We start from the raw sequence: 20,576 nt of genomic DNA on the forward strand, positions 1-20,576 counted from the left end.
AACGATTAAGATGAGTTAGGTATGATTCGACGTCCGATTGAGCCGCTAAAGATGCTATTTGTGCTGCAAGGCTCGTACTTTAAACGGCTGATTGTGCCACAAGTTTTGTTGTTTATTTTCTCCTTTCTTATTTATTTTTATCAAAGCCATATCGCCACCGAGCCTGTACCGCTCAATCCTTCGGTGTTTGCGATACTCGGTATCTCTCTTGCGATTTTCCACGGGTTTTGTAATAACGCAGCGTATGATCGATTTTGGGAAGGTCGCAAGCTGTGGGGCACGCTGGTTTGGCTAAGCCGCAATATCGCCCGTCAAGTGCTGACACTCCCCAATGTCAGTATGGCGCAAAAACAAGCCTTTATCCGTCATCAAATCGCTTTTGTGCACAGTCTACGCCAACAGCTGCGGGGTGAGGATAATACAGCAAATCTGCAGCGGCTATTAACGGTTGAAGAACAGCAAGCCGTGGTTGGGCAAAACTTTATCGCCTTACGCTTGACCCAAATCATGGGGCAGATGCTCGCCAACTGGCAAGCCGAGCAAAAAATCGATGTTTGGCAATGGCAAAGCTTGGATACCACCTTGGGGGAGATTGCCCATGTCCAAGCGGGCTGTGAACGCATTAATAATACACCGATTCCGTATGCCTATTTTGTGCTGCTGCATCGCACTGTGTATCTGTATTGCTTTATGTTGCCGTTTGGACTGGGCAACACCATTGGCTGGGTAACGCCATTTGTAGTCAGTTTTGTTGGCTACACCTTTATGGCGCTCAATGAAATCGTCGATGAAATCAGCGAGCCGTTTGGTACGGGGGAAAACGAATTGCCCCTAGGGATGATGTGCGATACGATTGAGACACAGCTGGCCATGCTTAGTCAGCAACAATTTGCCCCTGAACAAAAGCCGCGAGTACCCGCCAATGTGGTGACATAGTTACCTCATAGATTTTGATTTTCAAGGGTAAAAAATCATGCTATATTAAGTTTTAACCGTGCATTTCATGCACGTTTTTTTATTTTTAGTCCGTCAATTTTTTGGCAAAAGGAATTTTCCATGTCAGCAAGTCAGTCAAACGCCCAGACACGCCAGCTACCACCACCCATCCCATCGCCACAAGGTCAAGCCAAAGTCGGTATCATCATGGGTAGTCAATCTGACTGGGAAACCATGCAAAACGCCGCGCAAGTACTAGCGGATTTTGGGGTGCCATTTGAGTGTGAAGTAGTATCGGCACATCGCACCCCTGATAGATTGTTTGACTATGCCAAAACTGCCAAAGCTCGCGGACTGTCTGTGATTATCGCAGGGGCAGGCGGCGCGGCGCATCTGCCCGGAATGTGTGCGTCTCAGACGGATTTGCCTGTACTTGGTGTACCTGTCAAGTCCTCCATCCTAAGTGGTTGGGATAGTTTGTTATCCATCGTGCAAATGCCCAAAGGGGTGGCGGTGGGTACGCTTGCCATCGGGGCGGCGGGTGCGGCAAATGCAGGGCTGCTGGCAGCGCAAATTTTGGCGATTGGTGATAGCACCCTCGCGCAAAAAATCAGTGATTTTCGCGCCAAACAAACCCAAACAATTTTGGATAATCCGATACCTGGGGTGATGTGATAATAAGCGATGAAAACCGCATTTGCCAAGCTGTTACAAGTCTATGAAATTGATCATCAAACTATTGCTGACTGCTGGCAAAACATAGTCACTCACTACCAGCAGCCTCATCGCCATTATCACACGCTTCACCATATTGAGGCGTTATTAGAACAGTTTGACGGGATAAAAGATCAGCTAAAGCAACCTGAAAGCGTGCTATTGGCGATTTTTTACCATGATGTCATCTATCAAACCCAAGACAAACCAGCCATGAGCAACGAACGCCAAAGCGCGGCGTATTTTATCGCCGAATTGGGCGGTTTTTTGCCAATAGACTTGCAAAATCGGGTTGTTGAATTGATTATCGCCACCGAAAAACACGAACTTGCCGACACCAACGACAGCGATATGGCGTATTTTTTGGATATGGATTTGCGTATTTTGGGGCAGACTGACTTGGTTTATCAAGCCTATTGCCAACAAATTCGCCTTGAATATCAACACGTTGCCAAGGTCTTGTACAATTTTTCTCGTAAAAAAGCCTTAAAAAGGTTTTTGGATAGAAAGCGGCTGTATTTTACCCAACGATTTTCTACACAGTATGAGCAGCAAGCAAGGCAGAATATTAAGAGCGAAATCAAGACATTAACGTTATTTTAATTTTTACCATTTTGAAGCAAGGCTTAATCAGTTGGGTTAAGCCTTTTTTTATCACCAAACATTTATAAAACTGCCTAGTTACGGTAAAATCCGTTAATTACCTTTTTGACATTCCTTTCTTTTTTATTGTAAAAGTTGACCATCTATGAGCACGCAACATCAAATCGCCCAAGCCTTAACGTCTTTAGAAAACGCTTACAACCCAAGCGACGTCGAAAACGGCATGTACCAAGTGTGGGAAGACAAAGGCTACTTTCAGCCAAGCTATGACAAACAACAATCGTTTTCTATTGCGCTGCCACCGCCCAATGTCACAGGCTCACTGCACATGGGACATGGGTTTAACAATGCCATCATGGACACGCTAACCCGCTATCACCGAATGCTGGGCGAAAATACCCTCTGGCAACCAGGCACCGACCACGCAGGGATTGCCACGCAAATGGTCGTTGAGCGTCAATTGAACGCCCAAGGCATCAAACGCCATGATTTAGGTCGTGAAAAATTCCTTGAAAAGATTTGGGAGTGGAAAGCCGAGAGCGGTGGCAACATCACCCGCCAAATCCGCCGTCTAGGTAGCTCGGTGGACTGGAGCCGTGAGCGTTTTACCATGGATGATGGCTTGTCCAATGCCGTCAAAGAAGTGTTCGTGCGTCTGTACCAAGATGGGCTGATTTATCGCGGTAAACGTCTAGTCAACTGGGATACCAAGCTGCAAACTGCGTTATCCGACCTTGAAGTAGAAAACCATGACGAGAAAGGCTCACTGTGGCATTTTCGCTATTATTTGACCGACAAAAATGCCAAAACCCAAGACGGTAAAAATTACCTTGTCGTTGCCACCACCCGCCCCGAAACCTTGCTCGGTGATACCGCCGTTGCCGTGAACCCCGAAGACGCACGCTACCAGCATCTTATCGGACAAACCGTGACGCTACCGATTACCGGTCGCATTGTACCGATTGTGGGCGATGACAAAGCGGTGGACATGGAATTTGGCACAGGCTGTGTAAAAATCACCCCTGCCCATGACTTTAATGACTACGAAACAGGCAAACGCCACAATTTGTTGATGATTAATATCTTTGATAATTCAGCAAATATCTTGCCAGAAATGCAGATTTTTACTGATTTGCAAACCAAAGAGCCACAGCTTGAGACCACACCTAGCGAGTATGCAGGACTTGAGCGGTTTGCCGCGCGTAAAAAAATGGTTGAGCAAAGCGAGGCTGAAGGCTGGCTTGAAGAAATCAAACCGCATGATTTAAAAGTGCCCAAAGGCGACCGCAGTAACACCATCGTTGAGCCGTGGCTCACTGACCAATGGTATGTATCCATCGAAAAACTGGCAAAACCTGCCATCGAGGCGGTGGAAGACGGGCGCACCGAGTTTGTCCCTGCCCAGTACAAAAATATGTATATGGCGTGGATGCGCGATATCCAAGACTGGTGTATTAGCCGTCAGCTTTGGTGGGGACACCGTATCCCTGCGTGGTACGATGATGAGGGCAATATTTATGTCGGGCGAGATGAAGCGGAAGTCCGCCAAAAATACCACCTTGCTGATAGCCTAGCGCTGCGCCAAGATAGTGACGTACTAGACACTTGGTTTAGCTCGGCATTGTGGACGTTTAGTACCCTTGATTGGACAGGTGAGCTAAACTTTGACGACTATAGCCAAGCACTCAAAACCTTCCACCCAACCAGCGTGTTGGTCACAGGTTTTGACATCATTTTCTTCTGGGTTGCCCGTATGATGATGATGACCATGTACTTCATCAAAGACAAAGACGGCAACCCGCAAGTGCCGTTTAAGACGGTGTATGTGCATGGCTTGGTGCGTGATGGACAAGGGCAAAAAATGTCCAAATCCAAAGGCAACGTACTTGACCCGATTGACCTGATTGACGGCATTGATTTAGAAACCCTAGTCGCCAAACGCACCACAGGTCTTATGAACCCCAAAGACGCGCAAAAAATCGAAAAAGCCACGCGCAAAGAATTTGCCGACGGTATCCCTGCGTTTGGCACGGACGCGCTGCGCTTTACCTTTACCTCCTTGGCAAGTACGGGACGCGATATCAATTTTGACCTCAAGCGCATTGAAGGCAATCGCAATTTTTGTAATAAAATTTGGAACGCCACCCGTTTTGTGCTGATGAACTGTGTCGATAAGGAAGGCAATGCGCTAAACATCGATAAAACCGCCAATACTGCACTTTGGGAATTGCCAGAGCAGTGGATTATGAGCCGTCTAAACTCCACGGTGAAAGCCATCCATGAACACATGAGCCAGTACCGTTTTGACTTGGTGAGCCAAGATATCTATGAGTTTATCTGGAATGAATACTGCGACTGGTATGTCGAGCTTGCCAAATCAAGCCTAAACGATGAATCGGTGAGTGCCGAGCGTAAAGCCCAAATCCGCTATGTGCTGCTCAACTGCCTTGAAGTCGCCATGCGCTTTAGCCACCCGATTATGCCGTATATCACTGAGAGCATTTGGCAGACCATTGCCCCTATCATCGATAAAAAAGCAACCGACAGTATCATGACTGCTGCCTTCCCAACAGCGGATGACAATCTAATCAGCCTACAGACCGAGCATGACATGACGTGGCTACAAGCACTGATTGGGGCGATTCGTAACATCCGCGGTGAGATGAAGCTTGGCAATGCGGTGCGTCTGCCTGTGCTACTTGATAACATCAGCGATGAAGAAACTGCGCGCCTAAGCCGTATTGAAAATCAGTTTAAATCGCTTGCCAAAGTCGATACGCTGACTATTGTGAATGCGGGTGACGGCTCTGATAAAGAGTTACCGTTGTCGTCATCGAGTATGGTCGGTCAGTTAAAAGTGCTCGTGCCGATGAAAGGCTTGATTGACCCAACGGCAGAGCTTAATCGCATTGCCAAAGCGCAAGAAAAACTTACTAAACAAGCGGAAAGCCTGCGTAGTAAGCTGTCGAATGAATCATTTGTAAGTAAAGCGCCTGCCAATGTGGTGGAAAGCGAGAAAGCGAAACTGGCTGAGATGGATAGCCAACTGACGGAAATGAATAAGCAAATTGAGCAATTAAAGGCGATTTAATGTAATTTTAAAAAAGCTATCATGGCTAATGGTAGCTTTTTTAATTTTCGGGAAAACTATATATGTTTCTTTATCAAGATAATTCTGGCAAGCTTACCGATTTAAACGAAAAACCTTTCGCTTTAGAAAAGGAAATTCAGACACTTTTTGAGCAGAATTTAACTAATCTTACCAATCTAAAGTTTATCAAATCGGAATTTACGATTAAAAGTAATCGCATTGATACGTTAGCTTTTGACAATGAAACTAAAGCATTTGTGATTATTGAATATAAAAGAGATAAGAATTTCAGTGTGATTGATCAAGGTGTTTCTTATTTAAATCTAATGCTTGAGTATAAATCCGATTTTATTGTGGAATATAACGAAACTCAAAATAGCATATTAAAAAGAAATGAGGTGGATTGGTCACAAAGTAGAGTCATGTTTGTATCGCCTTCTTTTACTCAATTCCAGAAACAATCATCAAACTTTAAAGATTTAGCCATTGAACTTTGGGAAATAAAACGGTTTGAAAATGATGTAGTTGTGTTGAATCCAATCAAAAAATCAAATTCTGCACCAAGTATCAAGCAAATAAAAGCAGTTGAATCTGATAGTAATATAGCTAAAGTTACTAAAGAAATTGTAACCTATGATGAAGATTACCACTTAGCTGATAAATCAGATGATATTCAGGAGCTTTATGAAGCTTTTAAAACGGCAATTTTAAATTTATCTGATGACATCATTGTCGATTATCGAAAACTTTACATTGCTTTTAAGAAAAAGTATAACTTTGTAGATATCCATATTCAGAAAAAATCACTAAAAATGTGGATTAATCTTAAAGCAGGTGAGCTAGATGATTCTAAAAATCTTGCGAAGGATGTATCAAATATTGGTCATTGGGGAAATGGCGATTACGAAATATTTGTCCAAGATACAAGAGATTTAGAATATATTATGAGTTTGATCAAACAAGCCATAAAATAAACATGGAATCGTGAATTAATAACATTGCTAATTAGCATCACGCATTGAATACAATGACGATTAATCAAGAAATCTTAAATGCCGTTGTTCAAGAGATTAAATCGACACCAGCAGATGAGTTAGAAAAACGACTTCAACAGTCAGAACAATCTGCTTTTGCTTAATCAATTAATGAACTTTCGGCATTTTCAGAATTAGCCTTAAGAGATAAAAAACTTTCTCGTGCAGGTGGACTTGCTCAATATGCTAACCCTAGACCAATTTCACTAGAAGGCGAAGCCGTTACAATTGCATCAAAGAGAAAGTTTGATTCATTAGTCATATTTTTATTTTATTCCTTTTGTTTTGTTTATTTTTTTAGCTTTCTTTTTAATTTTTTCTGATTTTTCTTCATAAACTTCTGAAAGTAAGTAATCCAGAAATTCATAGGCATCTATGGCATCACTCATAGAGACCTTATTAGAGTCGGTATGACTTCCGCTATTACCTAGCCACTTTAAAGCAAATAGTATTTCTTTTAAATAATCATATTTAGTAGGTAGTTTACTAATCCTAGAATGCAAACTTAATAATTGGCGTTTTTTATTTTTACCGATTGTGAATTTAGGTATTTTTAGATCTGTAAGTACAGCTTCGAGTGATGTCCTTATGTGATTAACACAGCTACTTGGAGAAATAAAGAAAACAGTAAAAGAGTTTTCAATTATAGATTTAACTTCATCTGGAACATTTTTTGGAATATCTATTATTTTTAAAGCTGGATGAAAGTGTAATGGTCTAAAGTAATCAGAATATATTTGTTCCTGATATCCTTCATCATTAACTTCTATATCCCAATCTACAAAGCCGTAGCCTGAGCTAGCAACAATCTCTTTACAAGCACTATTAGTACATTCAAAGAGACAGCTGTAAACATAGCTTACATAATCAGCATCAAAATCTGGATGACTATGAGAAGTTATAGATTTACGAGTCTCATTACTACAGAATGTATCTCCTTTTATTTTTAACTGACCATTATTGCAAGTTGGACATTGGTAATATGAGTCAATGGAATTTCGAAAAGGGAACTTTAGTATTTTAATGTTTATCATGTTTGTAATTCTAATCCAAAATGTTAAAAGTTTTAGTTTTAATGCGCCTCATCCCAGTTATCACCGATGCCCACTTCTACCACAAGCGGCACGGCAAAATCCACATCCCAGCCTTTGTCTTTGGCTGTCTTAGATAGCACCTCTTGCATGGCGTTTTTTATCAACTCGGCAATCGCCTCGGCTTTATCCTCATCGGCTTCAAACACCAATTCATCATGCACCTGTAGTAGCATTTTAGCATGGTCTTGGGGCAATACCTCATTCACCGCAATCATGGCAAGTTTGATGATATCGGCAGCACTGCCTTGTAGTGGCGCATTAATCGCCGCGCGTTCTGCCGCTTGGCGCACACTGCGGTTGGGGTGCTGCATATCGGGGGTGAATAGCTTACGCCCCAAAATCGTGGTGATATAGCCTTGGTTTTGCGCAGCCGTACGGGTGGCTTGCATATAGGCACGTACCGTAGGGTAGCGGGCAAAGTACAGCTTGATATAGTCTTGCGCTTGCTGGCGAGTGAAGCCCAACTGCTTGGCAAGCCCAAATTCACTCATGCCATAGAGTAGCCCAAAGTTCACCGCTTTGGCTTGGCGGCGTTCTTCGCTCGTCACATCATCAAACGCCTTGCCCAAAATCTCAGCGGCGGTGGCGCGGTGAATGTCATGCCCTTCTTGAAACGCGCGGATGAGCACAGGGTCATTGGCAAAGTGCGCCATCAGCCGAAGCTCGATTTGCGAGTAGTCGGCTGACAATACCTTTCTACCTTTGGGGGCAATAAACGCTTGGCGAATCAACCGCCCTGTATCGGTGCGAATCGGAATGTTTTGCAAATTCGGCTCAGTCGATGACAGTCGCCCTGTGGTGGTCAAGGCTTGATGGTAACTGGTATGCACACGGTCGTTGCTGTCTGCCACGTTTGCTAACGCGTCTGTATAGGTGCTTTTAAGCTTGGACAGACTGCGATGCTCAAGCACGGTTTCAATTAGCGGATGGTCGATGGTGGCAAGCACCGCTTCACTGGTGGAGTATTGCCCGGTTTTGGTTTTTTTACCGCCTGTAATGCCTAAGCGGTCAAACAGCACTTCACCCAACTGCTTTGGACTGGCAAGGTTAAAGGTTTCGCCCGCTTGCGCAAAGGCGACTGTTTCAAGTGCTTGGATTTTTTCATCAAAGCGCGCGGATAGTTCCCCCAAAAACGCTTTATTGAGCAAAATCCCGTCATGCTCCATTTGGCACAGGATTTGGGCAACGGGGATTTCCAGTTCATGCAGTAGCTTGGCGTTGTTCGGTTCGGCGTTGAGTTTTTCGCTAAACAGTTCAAATAGCTGATAGGTGATATCGGCGTCTTCACAGGCGTAGTCACTTGCCACGGTTAAAGGGACTTTGTCAAAGGTGATTTGCTTGGCGCCTTTGCCTGCCACATCTTCAAAAGTGATGGTTTGGGTATGTAGATAGTGGCGCGCCAAGTCGTCCATACCGTGACGGGTGGCAACAGCATTAATCACATAACTGGCAAGCATGGTATCCATTGCCCAATTGCTCGGCTCATTGATTAAGTCGATATCATAATTTGCCAAAATATGCGCGTCATATTTTAAATGCTGACCGATTTTGCCGATTTGTGGATTTTGCAAAATCGGTTTTAACTGGGCTAAAACATCCTCACGGGCAAGTTGTTCAATCCGATTGCCCATCTCATCAACGTGGGCAACAGGCACATAATAGGCTTCATGCGATTGCAGCGCAAACGACAAGCCGACAAGCTCGGCATGTTGCCAATTCACATCGGTGGTTTCAGTATCAATGACAAAATGCTTTGCTGCGCCAAGGCGCTGGATTAATTTATCAAAATCGGCTTGGCTGGTGACTGTGTGCCACTGCTTGTTGACCGGATTTTTGCTATCTTGGCTAGTTTTAATCGCTTCCACCACAGCATTTTGAGCAGACTCAGCGGCTTTAAAATTGCCGTTATTGGACGGGTGAAACGGATGATTGAGCGACGCTATTTCGCTTTTAAATTCCAGTTCGGTAAAAATTGCGCGTTTTTCTGCTATGTTAAAACTTGGGTCTGTCGGTAGCCGCAACGTCTCCCAGTCAGGCACAATATCAAGGTCGGTGATAATGGTCGCCAAGCGTTTATCCAGCGCAATGCTGTCGGTGCTTTGCAAAAAGGTTTGTTGTTGCTTGCCTTTTAATTGGTCAACATTGGCAAGGATATTGTCAATGCTGTCGTATTGCTCAAGCAGTTTTTGCGCGGTTTTTGCACCGATGCCTGCGACACCTTTGATACCATCAGACGCGTCTCCCATGAGGGTGAGATAGTCGATGATTTGACGCGGCTCGATGCCAAATTTTTCTTTGACCCCTGCGATGTCATAGCGTTTGTCATCAAAGCTGTTTTCCACGATGATGCAGGGATTGACCAGTTGGCACATATCTTTGTCGCCTGTGGAGATGATGACATGATGACCTTCTAAGCAAGCACGATGGGCGAGTGTGCCGATGATGTCGTCAGCTTCTACGCCTTCAATGGCGAGAAGCGGTATGCCCATCGCTTGTATCATTTTGTGGATGTAAGGGATTTGCTCGGCAAGTTCGGCGGGCATTTCTGGGCGGTCGCCTTTATAAATGGGGGAAAGCTTGTGGCGAAAGGTGGGCGCTTTGGTATCAAACGCCACTGCCATGTGGGTTGGGCGGTATTTTTCCATCAGTTTTTTGAGGGCGTTGAGCGTGCCGCGGATGGAGTTGGTGTGCAAGCCTTGGGTGGTTTGCATGGTGACAGGCAAGGCGTGAAAATTGCGGAACATATAATACGAGCCGTCCACCAAGATAAACGGCGGCTTTTCGGTGTTGATGTGATCGGTATCAAGTAGGGCAGTTGCAGTCATAGGATTACTTATCTTTATGTTGTTAAAATAGGCTGTCAAAATACAGGCTAGTATAAAAATATAAGACAGTGTCAAAATATAGGGAAAAATTTTATATTATCCGCGTATTATACTGGCTTTTTACGGCTAATCGTTAAGCATTTCAAATTCATCGATTAGCAGAAGGCGGCTAGATTTTGACGGATGCAAATCGGGTGTATGCTAAGCAAGTGCGAAGTTTGGCGGCTTGTCATAGCGGCAACTTTGCAAAAATTCCACCAATAGCCGATAGCCAATGTGCTACAATTTTTTAGCAATTTTAGGCGTTTTACCAATTTTTAGGCACAACCAATTTCTATGCATAAGCAATTTTTAGGCATAAAAGGGAACTTTATGGGCAATACCTATTACACACTGCTTGACCGCACGATAACCGATGATATCACCACATCAAACTACCGCTGTAATATCCATTGCCAAGGCGCATGGAATGACAACGAACAACACATGGCGGCAGCAACAGGACTGTTGGCTTACGAGCTTGAACAATTCAAACGGCGCAGTGATATGCGTATCGGGCGCATCAGTCTAGATATTTTTGGGCTGATTCATTTTGGCGATGTTAGCGTGACTACCCACATCATCCGCCCGGGTCGCACTATCGAACTGATCGAAACCACCATGGCAGCCAATGGCAAAACCTGTATCGTTGCCCGCGCGTGGCGTATGCAAACCACCGACACATCAGAGATTGCTGGGCTGGAAGATGAGCGAATCGGTCATCCAGAAAGCTACCCGAACTGGGACGGCATGAAGCATTGGGGCGGTGGCTATATTGACAGTATTTATCTCAAAGCCGACCCCGACAACCGCCAAGGCGATGGCATCGTGTGGATCAATACCGATATCGACATGGTCGAAGAAAACGGTCAAGCAAAGCCCACATCCGACTTTGTGCATTTGATGGGCATGGTCGATACCGCCAATGGCGTGGTACCGCGTATTCACCAACCCAATACCATTGAATGGTTTTTCCCCAATTTAGATTTGCAAATCCATCTGCACCGTATGCCCGTTGGGCGTTGGTTGGGACTTGAGACCGTGCAACAATTTGGGGGCGATGGCGTGGGTCTGACCAGTAGCGTGCTACATGACGCACACGGCGCATTTGGTCGAAGCGAGCAAATTTTAACCATTCGAAAAGCCTAAAAAACTATCAGGAGCAGCAATCATGGAAGATAACAACACACTAACTGAACACTCGGTCAACGACGCCGAATTTTGGCAAAAACGCTATGATGATGGCTATACTGGGTGGGACATCGGTAAAGTTTCGCCACCGCTGCAAGCCTATATCGAGCATTTACTCGATAGCGGCGTGAGTAAATCGGTACAGATTTTAATTCCGGGGGCGGGCAACGCCTACGAAGCAGGCTATCTTCATGAACAAGGTTTTAGCCATGTTTATGTGGTGGATTTTGCTAGGCTGCCTTTGGATAATTTTGCCAAGCGCTATCACAGTTTTCCCAAAACGCACCTGCTACAAGCGGATTTTTTTGGCTTAGACCCTGCGCAGTATCAGTTTGATTATATTATTGAGCAGACGTTTTTTTGCGCGATTGACCCTAGTAGACGCAGCGATTATGCCAAGCAAATGCAAAAGCTCCTCAAACCTACGGGTAAATTGGTGGGCTTGTTGCTCGATAAGCATTTTGAAAGCAGTCCACCGTTTGGTGGCGACAAGCAAGAATATGAAACATTATTTCAGCAGTTTTTCACCATTGATACACTGGCGCCTTGCTATAATTCGATTAAGCCCAGACAGGGTAGCGAATTATTTTTTATCCTGAGCCAAAAGAACGTACAGAACGCAGGTATCCCCTAAGCGTTAAACTAATAATCATTAAACTACTACTCATTACCTTACCATTTCTTTGACGATGAAGCAGGTGGGAAAGAAACCGTGTTTTGAATCGCGGGAAATTAATGGCTTTGAGCGCCTCTTGACCTGAGCGCACGCCACTGTCTAAGAAAATCTCGCAGCTAGTGGCGTGGCGTTGATGATAAAAAAATTTGCCAAGACATGATGAATTAAATTTTTAATAGTATGCCAATAATCTATATTGGCTTTTCAGACTTTTACGTCAACGCCATAATATCCATGATGGAAAAAGGATAATATAACGTCTTGGTAGCGGTGACTAGCACAGGTATTTTATCAGCAAATTCCAGCATTTCTTGTTCTGGTAACTCGGCAATATCAACCGACTGCCAGCGTATATCGGCAACGGCTTGTGCTTGCAGCAATAAGCTTTCAGCGATTTCACACAGATGACAACCCAGTGTGCCATATAACCGCCAAGTAGTTGGGTCAGCCATAATTTGCTCGTGGATGTTTGTGATGTTTTGCGTGTCGAAGTCGGACATATTCTGCCTTAGCATATAGCCAAAAATGCCATAATACGTTATATTTTTAGCTTAAGCCATCGCTGCTTTTGCCCCCGCCGCTAGGAATACACCGTGACCAAATCCGTTACCAAGAAACCTGCCACCAAAATGTCGTTAAAGCCCAAACCTGTCAACACAGCTTTACCACCCACCAACCGCGGTATCGGGTTTGGCGGCTGGTTCAAGCGTATTTTGCTCATTGTCATTGCCTGCTTTGTTGCGTTTCATGTAATAGTTGCAGCCTTATTGGTTGTCTGGAAAACCCAGCCTATCAATAACAGTATGTTCATGATACTGTATCGCTTGGGCAATTTTGCCCCTGTCAGTCAGACGTGGGTGGATGATAATCAAATTTCGGTGAATGTAAAACGGGCGGCGATTGCCAGCGAAGATGCCAACTTTGTCAATCACGCTGGCTTTGATGTGCAGGGCATTGAGAATGCGATTAAGAAAAATGAAAAAGCGGGAGCTATCAGCGCAGGCGGCTCAACCATTAGCCAACAGCTTGCCAAGAATTTATTTTTATACCCCAACCGCTCGTATTTTCGCAAAGGCGAAGAAGCGTTAATTACCTTGATGATTGAAAACCTGTGGACCAAAGAGCGGATTTTGCTTGCTTACCTCAATGTCGCAGAGTTTGGCAAAGGCGTCTATGGCATTGAAGCAGCCGCTCAGCACTACTACCATAAGTCGGCAGCGCATTTGACCAAGCGACAAGCCGCATCTTTGATTGCCATGCTACCTAATCCCAAATATTTTGAAGACAACCGTAACGACCGCCGCCTGCTTAACAAAACCCAAATTATTTTACGGCGCATGGGTGCGGCAGATTTGCCCGACACGGAATAGTCAAGAAACTCATGTATCATTACACGCTTATCATTACATTGTTAACTTTACACTGTTAAAAATGCTTGACCATAAAAGGACTGTGCTATGCCAAACACTGCCAAACAAGATAAACCCAGCGAAGAGCATGTATCACAAATCAATCCGATACTAGGATTTAACAGCATTTGCTACCCAAACGTGTTTGAATCCCAACAAGACGATAGTGAGCTGTACTTTAATCGTGAATTGTCACTGTTACAGTTTCATCAGCGGGTACTTGCCCAAGCCACTAATCCCCGCCACCCACTGCTTGAACGACTGTTTTTCTTGATCATTTTTTCATCCAATTTAGATGAATTCTTTGAAATCCGTGTCGCAGGCTTGATGCAAAAAGTACAAATGGGCGATGTGGTGAGCAGTATCGATGGTATGCGTCCCAGTAAGGTTTTGTCATATATCTCTGAAATCGCCCATCATGCGGTGGATGAGCAATACCGTATTTTAAACGATGAAATTCTGCCTGCACTGGCGGAGCAAGACATTCGCTACCTAAAACGTGATGAATTGACCCCAGAGCAAGCCGCATGGGTAAAAAAATACTTTGCCGAACAAGTCGCGCCCGTGCTGACGCCAATTAGTATTGACCCTGCGCATCCTTTTCCTAGATTGGTCAATAAAAGCTTGAATTTTATGGTGGGCTTAGAGGGCAAAGATGGCTTTGGTCGAGATATTAACATGGCGATTGTCCCTGCACCCCGAAGCTTACCGCGGGTTATTCGCTTACCCAATGAACTGACAGGCGGGAAAGAACATCACATCATGCTCACCGCAGTGATTCACGGGCATATCGAAGACTTATTCCCTGGCATGACGGTCACTGGCTGCCACCAATTTCGTTTGACGCGTAACGCCGATTTAGATTTATCCGATGATGTCGAAGACTTGGCGAAAGCGTTGGAAGGTGAGTTAGAGAACCGCCGATTTGGTGCCAAAGTGCGCTTAGAAGTGACGACCTATTGCCCACAGCCGATGGTAGATTATCTGCTTGAAGAGTTTGGTTTAAGCCAAGAGCAACTATACCGTGTCAATGGTCCTGTCAATTTGACGCGTTTGTTGTTTGATTTTAAAATCCCAAATTTGCGTTATCAGTCGTTTAATCATGCCATTCCCAAAGCGTTTCGCCGTGATAGCTTGGATAAAAATGAAAACGTATTTCATGCCATTCGTAAGCAAGATGTATTGGTGCATCACCCGTTTCATTCGTTTTCACCTGTGGTCAACATTTTGCGCCAAGCCGCCAATGACCCCCATGTATTAGCCATCAAACAGACCCTTTATCGCTCAGGGACAAACTCTGAAATTGTTCAAGCGCTGGCTGAAGCTGCGCGTAAAGGCAAAGAAGTCACCGCCGTGATTGAGCTGCGTGCGCGCTTTGATGAAAAATCCAACATTGAAGTAGCAAACTTTCTGCAGCAGGCTGGGGCAGTGGTGGTGTATGGCATCGTAGGCTACAAGACCCACGCCAAGCTGATGATGATTGTGCGCCGTGAGGAAGATAAAATCCGCCGCTATGTGCATTTGGGCACAGGCAACTACCATGCGGGCAATGCCAAAGCTTATACCGACTACGGTCTATTTACCGCCAATGAGGCAATCACCGAAGATGTGCATAAAATATTTAACGAACTCACAGGCATGGGCAAGCCAGCCAAAGTGCAAAAACTACTGCATGCACCCTTCACCTTGCATGACAGACTCATGGGCTTTATTGACAACGAAATTGCCCATGCCAAAGCAGGCAAAGAGGCGCACATCATCATCAAGGTCAACGCAATGACCGAAAAATTACTGATTGACAAGCTATATGAAGCATCGCAAGCAGGCGTTAAAATCAATCTGATTATTCGTTCGATGTGCTGTATTCGTCCGCAATTACCCGGCATATCCGACAACATCACCGTGCGCTCTATCGTTGGGCGTTTTTTGGAGCATACCCGCGTGTATTATTTTGCCAATGGGCATCAAAATCCCAATGCTAATGGCAAACGTACTCACCGTTTATATTGCGCCAGTGCAGACTGGATGGATCGCAATTTATTTAGCCGTGTTGAAGTGGCTTTCCCCATTGAAGACCCCGTCGTCTTCAAACGCATTATGGAAGATTTGCACAATTACCTAAAAGACAATGTCAATGCATGGGAGCTTGATGCCAAAGGTACATGGCGAGCGATTACCCCTCGTGAAGATGAAGCAGCATTCTCGGCGCAAGATTATTTATTGACCAAAATCACCAGAAAAAGCTAATTTTACTAGTCATAGGTTTTGAGTTAATTGTACTGCTATCTACAGGAGATAAGTGTTTTTTTTGTTGATGAATGCGCTGACGTAAACCCAATGTCCGAAATTTACCGAATAGTAACAAATCTGCCAAAATTTCACACAGCTAAACACTTATCACATAGTGATAACAGCTTGTTACGCGAACACTTATCATAAACTGGCTTTATTTGCTACTATCGAACATATAAAAGCAAAAGTATGAAAGCGATTGAATTGGCTACTTTTTTACATAAAAATTTAATCGCACTCTATTTAGAAGTCTTTGATTAAAATCTTTGACTTGAATTGATACTAATAAAAATCATAGGAAAAATTACCATGTCACAGAATCAAGCACAAAACCAAGAACAGAATCAGCCAAGCAATCAGACCGAGATTCAAAAAGCCACAGAAAATGTGAATCCCAGTCAATTATCAGAAAACTTGGATAAACAAAATAGCGTGAAAGGGGAGCCACAAAACTTAGACAAAAGTGAAAACACCCCTTTTATTGACGAGTCATTGCGTACCGATAACCACTAGAATTTTAATTGTTAAACTTTTGAATACTAAGCTTTTAATCATTCAGTTTTGATTGACTAATTTATACAGCTCGACCTATAAAAATAATAACTTATTAAGCGATAACAATTAATTAAAGGAATAAAAAATGCAGAATCAAAATAATGTAGAAATTGTAGATCCAAAAACAGGTGTTGCTGTAACCCCGCAAGCCGTTATAGTAGAGGACAGTGTCACTCACCAATCGGGTGATGGATTAACCACAGGCATGTCGCCGTCAATGGAAACGCCCGATATTTTTGATAATACCCCACAAGCGGCGGTAAAAATCCAATCTGCAGAAGACGTGGAGAATGGCGAATTATCGGACGAAAATGTGGCACGTATTTCTGATGAAGAAGCGCAGAAATTACAGCAGACTGCGCAAGCTAATCTTAATGCAGAAAATTCACTTCATACGTTATCAGATGGTAGTGTAGATATCGACCGAGACCACTAATTTTCGATATCACTAAGTTAAGTTTAAGCGTTTTATTGGGTTGATACCGAAAAAGGAATGACCATGAATTCACCAGAAGCACAAACCAAACACGTTAATTTAGGCGACAAGTCTGCTGAGTTCGTCGATCGTCGTGACCAACCGGGACAAGCATTTGATGATAATGTCAATGAACATACCATTGGCAGGGACGCGGTTGGTAACGAACAGCTAAAAAGCGACACCATTAATGAGCGCAATCTTTATACTACCCCAGAAAATGCCCAAAAACGCACTATTAATCCTGATGGCTCTATTCCAAGCGTTGGTAGTGAGTGAGAGTAAGTGGAAGTGAGTCAGTTTAAGGATTAAATTGTAATAGCTAACCATCCACCCCCATTTGATGGTTAGCTTTTTTTATCGTTACAGTCTACAAAAACCTCACGCAATCCAACCTCACGCAATCCAACTGGGTACCCCACTATGAAAGCGCAATTCATCATCGGGTTCATTGATGAGCTGCGTTTCTATTTGACGAAAAAACGCCACCCGCGCATCAATCGGCTCGTCACTGATACTTTGCGCCAATGCCAAATAATCTTCAAAATGACGACTTTCTGATTTTAGCAAATAGCGATAATATTTTGCCAAACGCTCATCCTCAATCACTTGTGACAGTGCCCAAAAACGTTCACACGATCGGGCTTCGATGAAAGCACCAATAATTAAAGTGTCTATCATCGCCTGCGGCTCATAAGTGCGTTTATGTTTAAGCATACCTGCGGCGTAGCGACCTGCAGCAATATGTTGCCACGCTTGTCCACGCTCCGCCATCAATCCCATCACTTGCTCATAATGGAGCATTTCTTCTCGAATCAGCTGAGCAAGCTTTAATTGCAGCTCGGTATGCGACATATAGCGAAAAATCAAATTCATCGCAGTACCTGCGGCTTTTTTTTCACAATTAGCATGATCTTGGATGATGGTCGGCAAATCTGCCATCGCGGCTTTGAGCCATTTATCCGACGTCGTACAACCCAAAAACGCCAAAACAGGGGTGATATCAATGGGTTTTGGCTGATAGACAGAGTTACCGTTATCCAAGTCGATGACGGCTAATTCATCAAAACTGCTGTCCGTTTGTAGTGGGTTATTGATAAGAGCGGAATTTGACAAGGGATTACTCACTTATTGGCACGTTAATGAAGTAATATTTTACCAAAAATCAGCGATAAAACCCTTAGCACAAAAATTTATATATAACGATTATTTAAAAAATAAATAGTTTTTATTTCTTTATTTTTATAAATGATGTTCGTATAATCAAATGTGAATTTTTTGCTATTTTAGGTCAAAACATAAGGAAAAATGCCATGTCAGAACGCGTTCAAAAGGGTAGTCTAGCGATTGATAAAGAGCTTTATAACTTCATTGCCAATGAAGTTACGCCAGTCGTGGGCATCGATAACGAAAAATATTGGCAAGAATTTGAAAAAATTGTCCAAACATTCCAACCCCGTAATAAAGCATTGTTGGCAAAACGTGACGAAATTCAAACCCAAATCGATGACTGGCATGCCAAAAACCCCGCTAGCAACGGTCAAATCGACAAAGCCGCTTATACCCAATTTTTAAAAGACATCAATTATATCGTCCCAGAAGGCGATGACTTTTTGGTGGAAACCCAAAACGTGGATGACGAAATCGCCCATATCGCAGGCCCACAGTTAGTGGTACCCGTACGCAATGCCCGTTATGCGCTAAACGCAGCAAATGCGCGTTGGGGCAGCTTGTATGATGCGCTATACGGTACTGATGTCATCGATGAGACCAATGGCGCAGAAAAAGGCAAAGGCTACAACCCTGTTCGTGGCGGCGAAGTTGTAAAATACGCCAAAAACTTCTTGGATGCCAACTTTGCCTTAGCTGAAGGTAAATATGCTGACGTTACTGGTTTTAAGGTTGAAGACGGTAAATTAGTGATACTCCAAGGCGATAAAACCACCTCATTAGCCCAGCCAGAAAAATTCGTGGGTTTCCTAGGCGATGCGGCAAATCCAACAGGCATTTTATTAAAAAATAACGGCCTACATGTCGAAATCCAAATCGACCCATCAAGCCATGTGGGTAAAGATGACCCTGCAGGCATCAAAGATGTCTTGATGGAAGCTGCGGTTACCACCATTCAAGACTGTGAAGACTCAGTCGCTGCCGTTGACGCTGAAGAGAAAGTAGAAGTATATCGCAACTGGTTTGGCTTGATGAAAGGCGACCTGAAAGACACCTTTGAAAAAAATGGCAAACAAACCACCCGTACCATGAACCCTGACCGTGAATACACCGCGCCAGATGGTGGTAAAATCACCTTGCACGGCCGTTCAGTGATGCTGATTCGTAACGTGGGGCATTTGATGACCAACCCCGCGATTTTAGTCGATTTTGACGGCCAACAAGAAGAAATTTATGAAGGTATTATGGATGCGCTAATCACACCACTGTGTAGCCTGCCAGATATCTTGGGTAAAAACAGCTTAAGCAATTCACGTACAGGTTCAATGTATATCGTAAAACCAAAAATGCATGGCCCTGAAGAAGTACAATTTACAGTTGACTTGTTTGCCGCGGTTGAAAAAGCGTTAGACCTACCCGAGAATACCTTAAAAGTCGGTATCATGGATGAAGAGCGCCGCACGACCGTTAACTTAAAAGAATGTATCCGCGTTGCCAAAGACCGCGTTATCTTTATTAACACAGGCTTTATGGATCGTACCGGTGATGAGATGCATACCAGTATGAAAGCGGGTCCCTTTGTCCGTAAAAACGACATGAAAAATACCGATTGGCTCAATGCTTATGAGCGTTGGAACGTAGACATGGGCGTCAAATTGGGCTTACCTGGTAAAGCGCAAATCGGTAAAGGCATGTGGGCAAAACCTGACAACATGAAAGAAATGGTTGCCACCAAGTCCAATCATCCAAAATCAGGCGCGACTTGTGCTTGGGTACCATCACCCACAGGTGCTACGCTTCACGCCATGCACTACCATGAAACCAACGTCATGGACGTGTTAGATAATATCAAAGACCGCGAGCCTGCCAAGCTAGATGACATTTTGACCGTGCCACTTGCTACGGATACCAACTGGACAGATGAGCAAAAAACTGCCGAGCTTGAAAACAACATTCAAGGTATCTTAGGATATGTAGCGCGCTGGGTCGACCAAGGTGTGGGCTGCTCAAAAGTGCTCGACATTGACGACGTTGCCTTGATGGAAGACCGTGCTACCTTACGTATTTCTAGCCAGCACGTTGCCAACTGGCTAGCGCATGGGGTTGTGACGCCACAACAAGTGGATGACGTACTCAAACGTATGGCAAAAATGGTTGATGAGCAAAGCAAAGACGATCTAGCCTATATCCCAATGGCAAATGACTACAATACTTGGGCATACAATGCGGCTCGCGATCTTATCTTTAAAGGTACAGTACAACCGAGCGGATATACTGAGCCATTGTTACATCAAGCCCGTCTTAATCTCAAAGCTAACTAGATTTTAGCCATTCAAACATATCAATCATTCAAAAAACCATCAGATTTGTAACTGGTGGTTTTTTTATGGCATAAAAATATTGCAAAATGTTTCAGAGTGAATTACTCTAATTTCACAATTAAATTTAGATTCTGTTAACTGTTTCATTGTT

At 44.0% G+C, this 20,576-nt stretch carries 17 protein-coding genes; 13 read left to right on the forward strand and 4 right to left on the reverse strand.

Annotated features, from left to right (window positions below; all coding sequences use genetic code 11):
* Positions 1 to 21 precede the first annotated feature (21 nt).
* The 5 genes from ACAM39_RS01845 to ACAM39_RS01865 all read left to right on the forward strand — a co-directional run bounded on the left by ACAM39_RS01845 (position 22) and on the right by ACAM39_RS01865 (position 6,318).
* Positions 22 to 936, forward strand: coding sequence for a bestrophin family protein (locus ACAM39_RS01845; protein WP_369628019.1), 915 nt, complete (start codon positions 22 to 24; stop codon positions 934 to 936).
* A 120-nt stretch (positions 937 to 1,056) separates the two neighbouring features.
* The gene (purE, locus tag ACAM39_RS01850; RefSeq protein WP_369628020.1) at positions 1,057 to 1,611 is read left to right on the forward strand and encodes a 5-(carboxyamino)imidazole ribonucleotide mutase; all 555 of its coding nucleotides are present in this window, start codon (positions 1,057 to 1,059) and stop codon (positions 1,609 to 1,611) included.
* 9 nt (positions 1,612 to 1,620) lie between these two features.
* Positions 1,621 to 2,253: an HD domain-containing protein gene (locus ACAM39_RS01855; protein WP_160002485.1), complete on the forward strand. Its 633-nt coding sequence runs from the start codon at positions 1,621 to 1,623 to the stop codon at positions 2,251 to 2,253.
* Positions 2,254 to 2,398: 145 nt separating this feature from the next.
* Positions 2,399 to 5,344: a valine--tRNA ligase gene (locus tag ACAM39_RS01860; RefSeq protein WP_369628021.1), complete on the forward strand. Its 2,946-nt coding sequence runs from the start codon at positions 2,399 to 2,401 to the stop codon at positions 5,342 to 5,344.
* Between the two features lie 62 nt (positions 5,345 to 5,406).
* Positions 5,407 to 6,318 (forward strand): DUF5655 domain-containing protein, encoded by a 912-nt coding sequence (locus ACAM39_RS01865; protein WP_369628022.1) that lies wholly within the window; start codon positions 5,407 to 5,409, stop codon positions 6,316 to 6,318.
* Between the two features lie 326 nt (positions 6,319 to 6,644).
* Here ACAM39_RS01865 and ACAM39_RS01870 read toward each other — a convergent pair whose 3' ends face one another.
* Complete coding sequence (locus ACAM39_RS01870) at positions 6,645 to 7,412, reverse strand: DUF4145 domain-containing protein (protein ID WP_369628023.1); 768 nt, start codon at positions 7,410 to 7,412, stop codon at positions 6,645 to 6,647.
* Between the two features lie 38 nt (positions 7,413 to 7,450).
* Positions 7,451 to 10,297, reverse strand: a complete 2,847-nt coding sequence (polA, locus tag ACAM39_RS01875; protein ID WP_369628024.1) for a DNA polymerase I — start codon at positions 10,295 to 10,297, stop codon at positions 7,451 to 7,453.
* 372 nt (positions 10,298 to 10,669) lie between these two features.
* Here polA and ACAM39_RS01880 point away from each other — a divergent pair, with 372 nt between their 5' ends.
* Positions 10,670 to 11,485 carry a thioesterase family protein gene (locus tag ACAM39_RS01880; RefSeq protein ID WP_369628025.1) on the forward strand — a complete coding sequence of 272 codons (816 nt, stop codon included), beginning with the start codon at positions 10,670 to 10,672 and terminating at the stop codon, positions 11,483 to 11,485.
* Between the two features lie 22 nt (positions 11,486 to 11,507).
* Complete coding sequence (locus ACAM39_RS01885) at positions 11,508 to 12,161, forward strand: methyltransferase domain-containing protein (protein WP_369628026.1); 654 nt, start codon at positions 11,508 to 11,510, stop codon at positions 12,159 to 12,161.
* Positions 12,162 to 12,415: 254 nt separating this feature from the next.
* Here ACAM39_RS01885 and ACAM39_RS01890 read toward each other — a convergent pair whose 3' ends face one another.
* Positions 12,416 to 12,703, reverse strand: a complete 288-nt coding sequence (locus ACAM39_RS01890) for a glutaredoxin family protein (RefSeq protein ID WP_369628027.1) — start codon at positions 12,701 to 12,703, stop codon at positions 12,416 to 12,418.
* Between the two features lie 129 nt (positions 12,704 to 12,832).
* Between ACAM39_RS01890 and mtgA the strand changes: the two genes are divergently transcribed.
* The 5 genes from mtgA to ACAM39_RS01915 all read left to right on the forward strand — a co-directional run bounded on the left by mtgA (position 12,833) and on the right by ACAM39_RS01915 (position 17,213).
* Positions 12,833 to 13,573: a monofunctional biosynthetic peptidoglycan transglycosylase gene (gene mtgA, locus ACAM39_RS01895; RefSeq protein ID WP_472828259.1), complete on the forward strand. Its 741-nt coding sequence runs from the start codon at positions 12,833 to 12,835 to the stop codon at positions 13,571 to 13,573.
* Between the two features lie 87 nt (positions 13,574 to 13,660).
* Positions 13,661 to 15,859, forward strand: coding sequence for a polyphosphate kinase 1 (gene ppk1 / locus ACAM39_RS01900; protein ID WP_369628029.1), 2,199 nt, complete (start codon positions 13,661 to 13,663; stop codon positions 15,857 to 15,859).
* 354 nt (positions 15,860 to 16,213) lie between these two features.
* Positions 16,214 to 16,417, forward strand: coding sequence for a hypothetical protein (locus tag ACAM39_RS01905; protein WP_369628030.1), 204 nt, complete (start codon positions 16,214 to 16,216; stop codon positions 16,415 to 16,417).
* 127 nt (positions 16,418 to 16,544) lie between these two features.
* Complete coding sequence (locus ACAM39_RS01910) at positions 16,545 to 16,895, forward strand: hypothetical protein (protein ID WP_369628031.1); 351 nt, start codon at positions 16,545 to 16,547, stop codon at positions 16,893 to 16,895.
* Between the two features lie 63 nt (positions 16,896 to 16,958).
* On the forward strand, positions 16,959 to 17,213 hold the full coding sequence (locus ACAM39_RS01915; protein ID WP_128680947.1) for a hypothetical protein: 255 nt from the start codon (positions 16,959 to 16,961) through the stop codon (positions 17,211 to 17,213).
* A 117-nt stretch (positions 17,214 to 17,330) separates the two neighbouring features.
* Here the strand turns inward: ACAM39_RS01915 and ACAM39_RS01920 are convergent, their stop codons facing one another.
* Complete coding sequence (locus ACAM39_RS01920) at positions 17,331 to 17,978, reverse strand: MiaE family protein (protein WP_472828260.1); 648 nt, start codon at positions 17,976 to 17,978, stop codon at positions 17,331 to 17,333.
* Between the two features lie 269 nt (positions 17,979 to 18,247).
* Here ACAM39_RS01920 and ACAM39_RS01925 point away from each other — a divergent pair, with 269 nt between their 5' ends.
* The gene (locus ACAM39_RS01925; RefSeq protein WP_369628032.1) at positions 18,248 to 20,425 is read left to right on the forward strand and encodes a malate synthase G; all 2,178 of its coding nucleotides are present in this window, start codon (positions 18,248 to 18,250) and stop codon (positions 20,423 to 20,425) included.
* Positions 20,426 to 20,576: the final 151 nt, after the last annotated feature.

It is taken from the genome of Moraxella sp. K02, assembly GCF_041154755.1.
Classification (GTDB): Bacteria; Pseudomonadota; Gammaproteobacteria; order Pseudomonadales; family Moraxellaceae; genus Faucicola.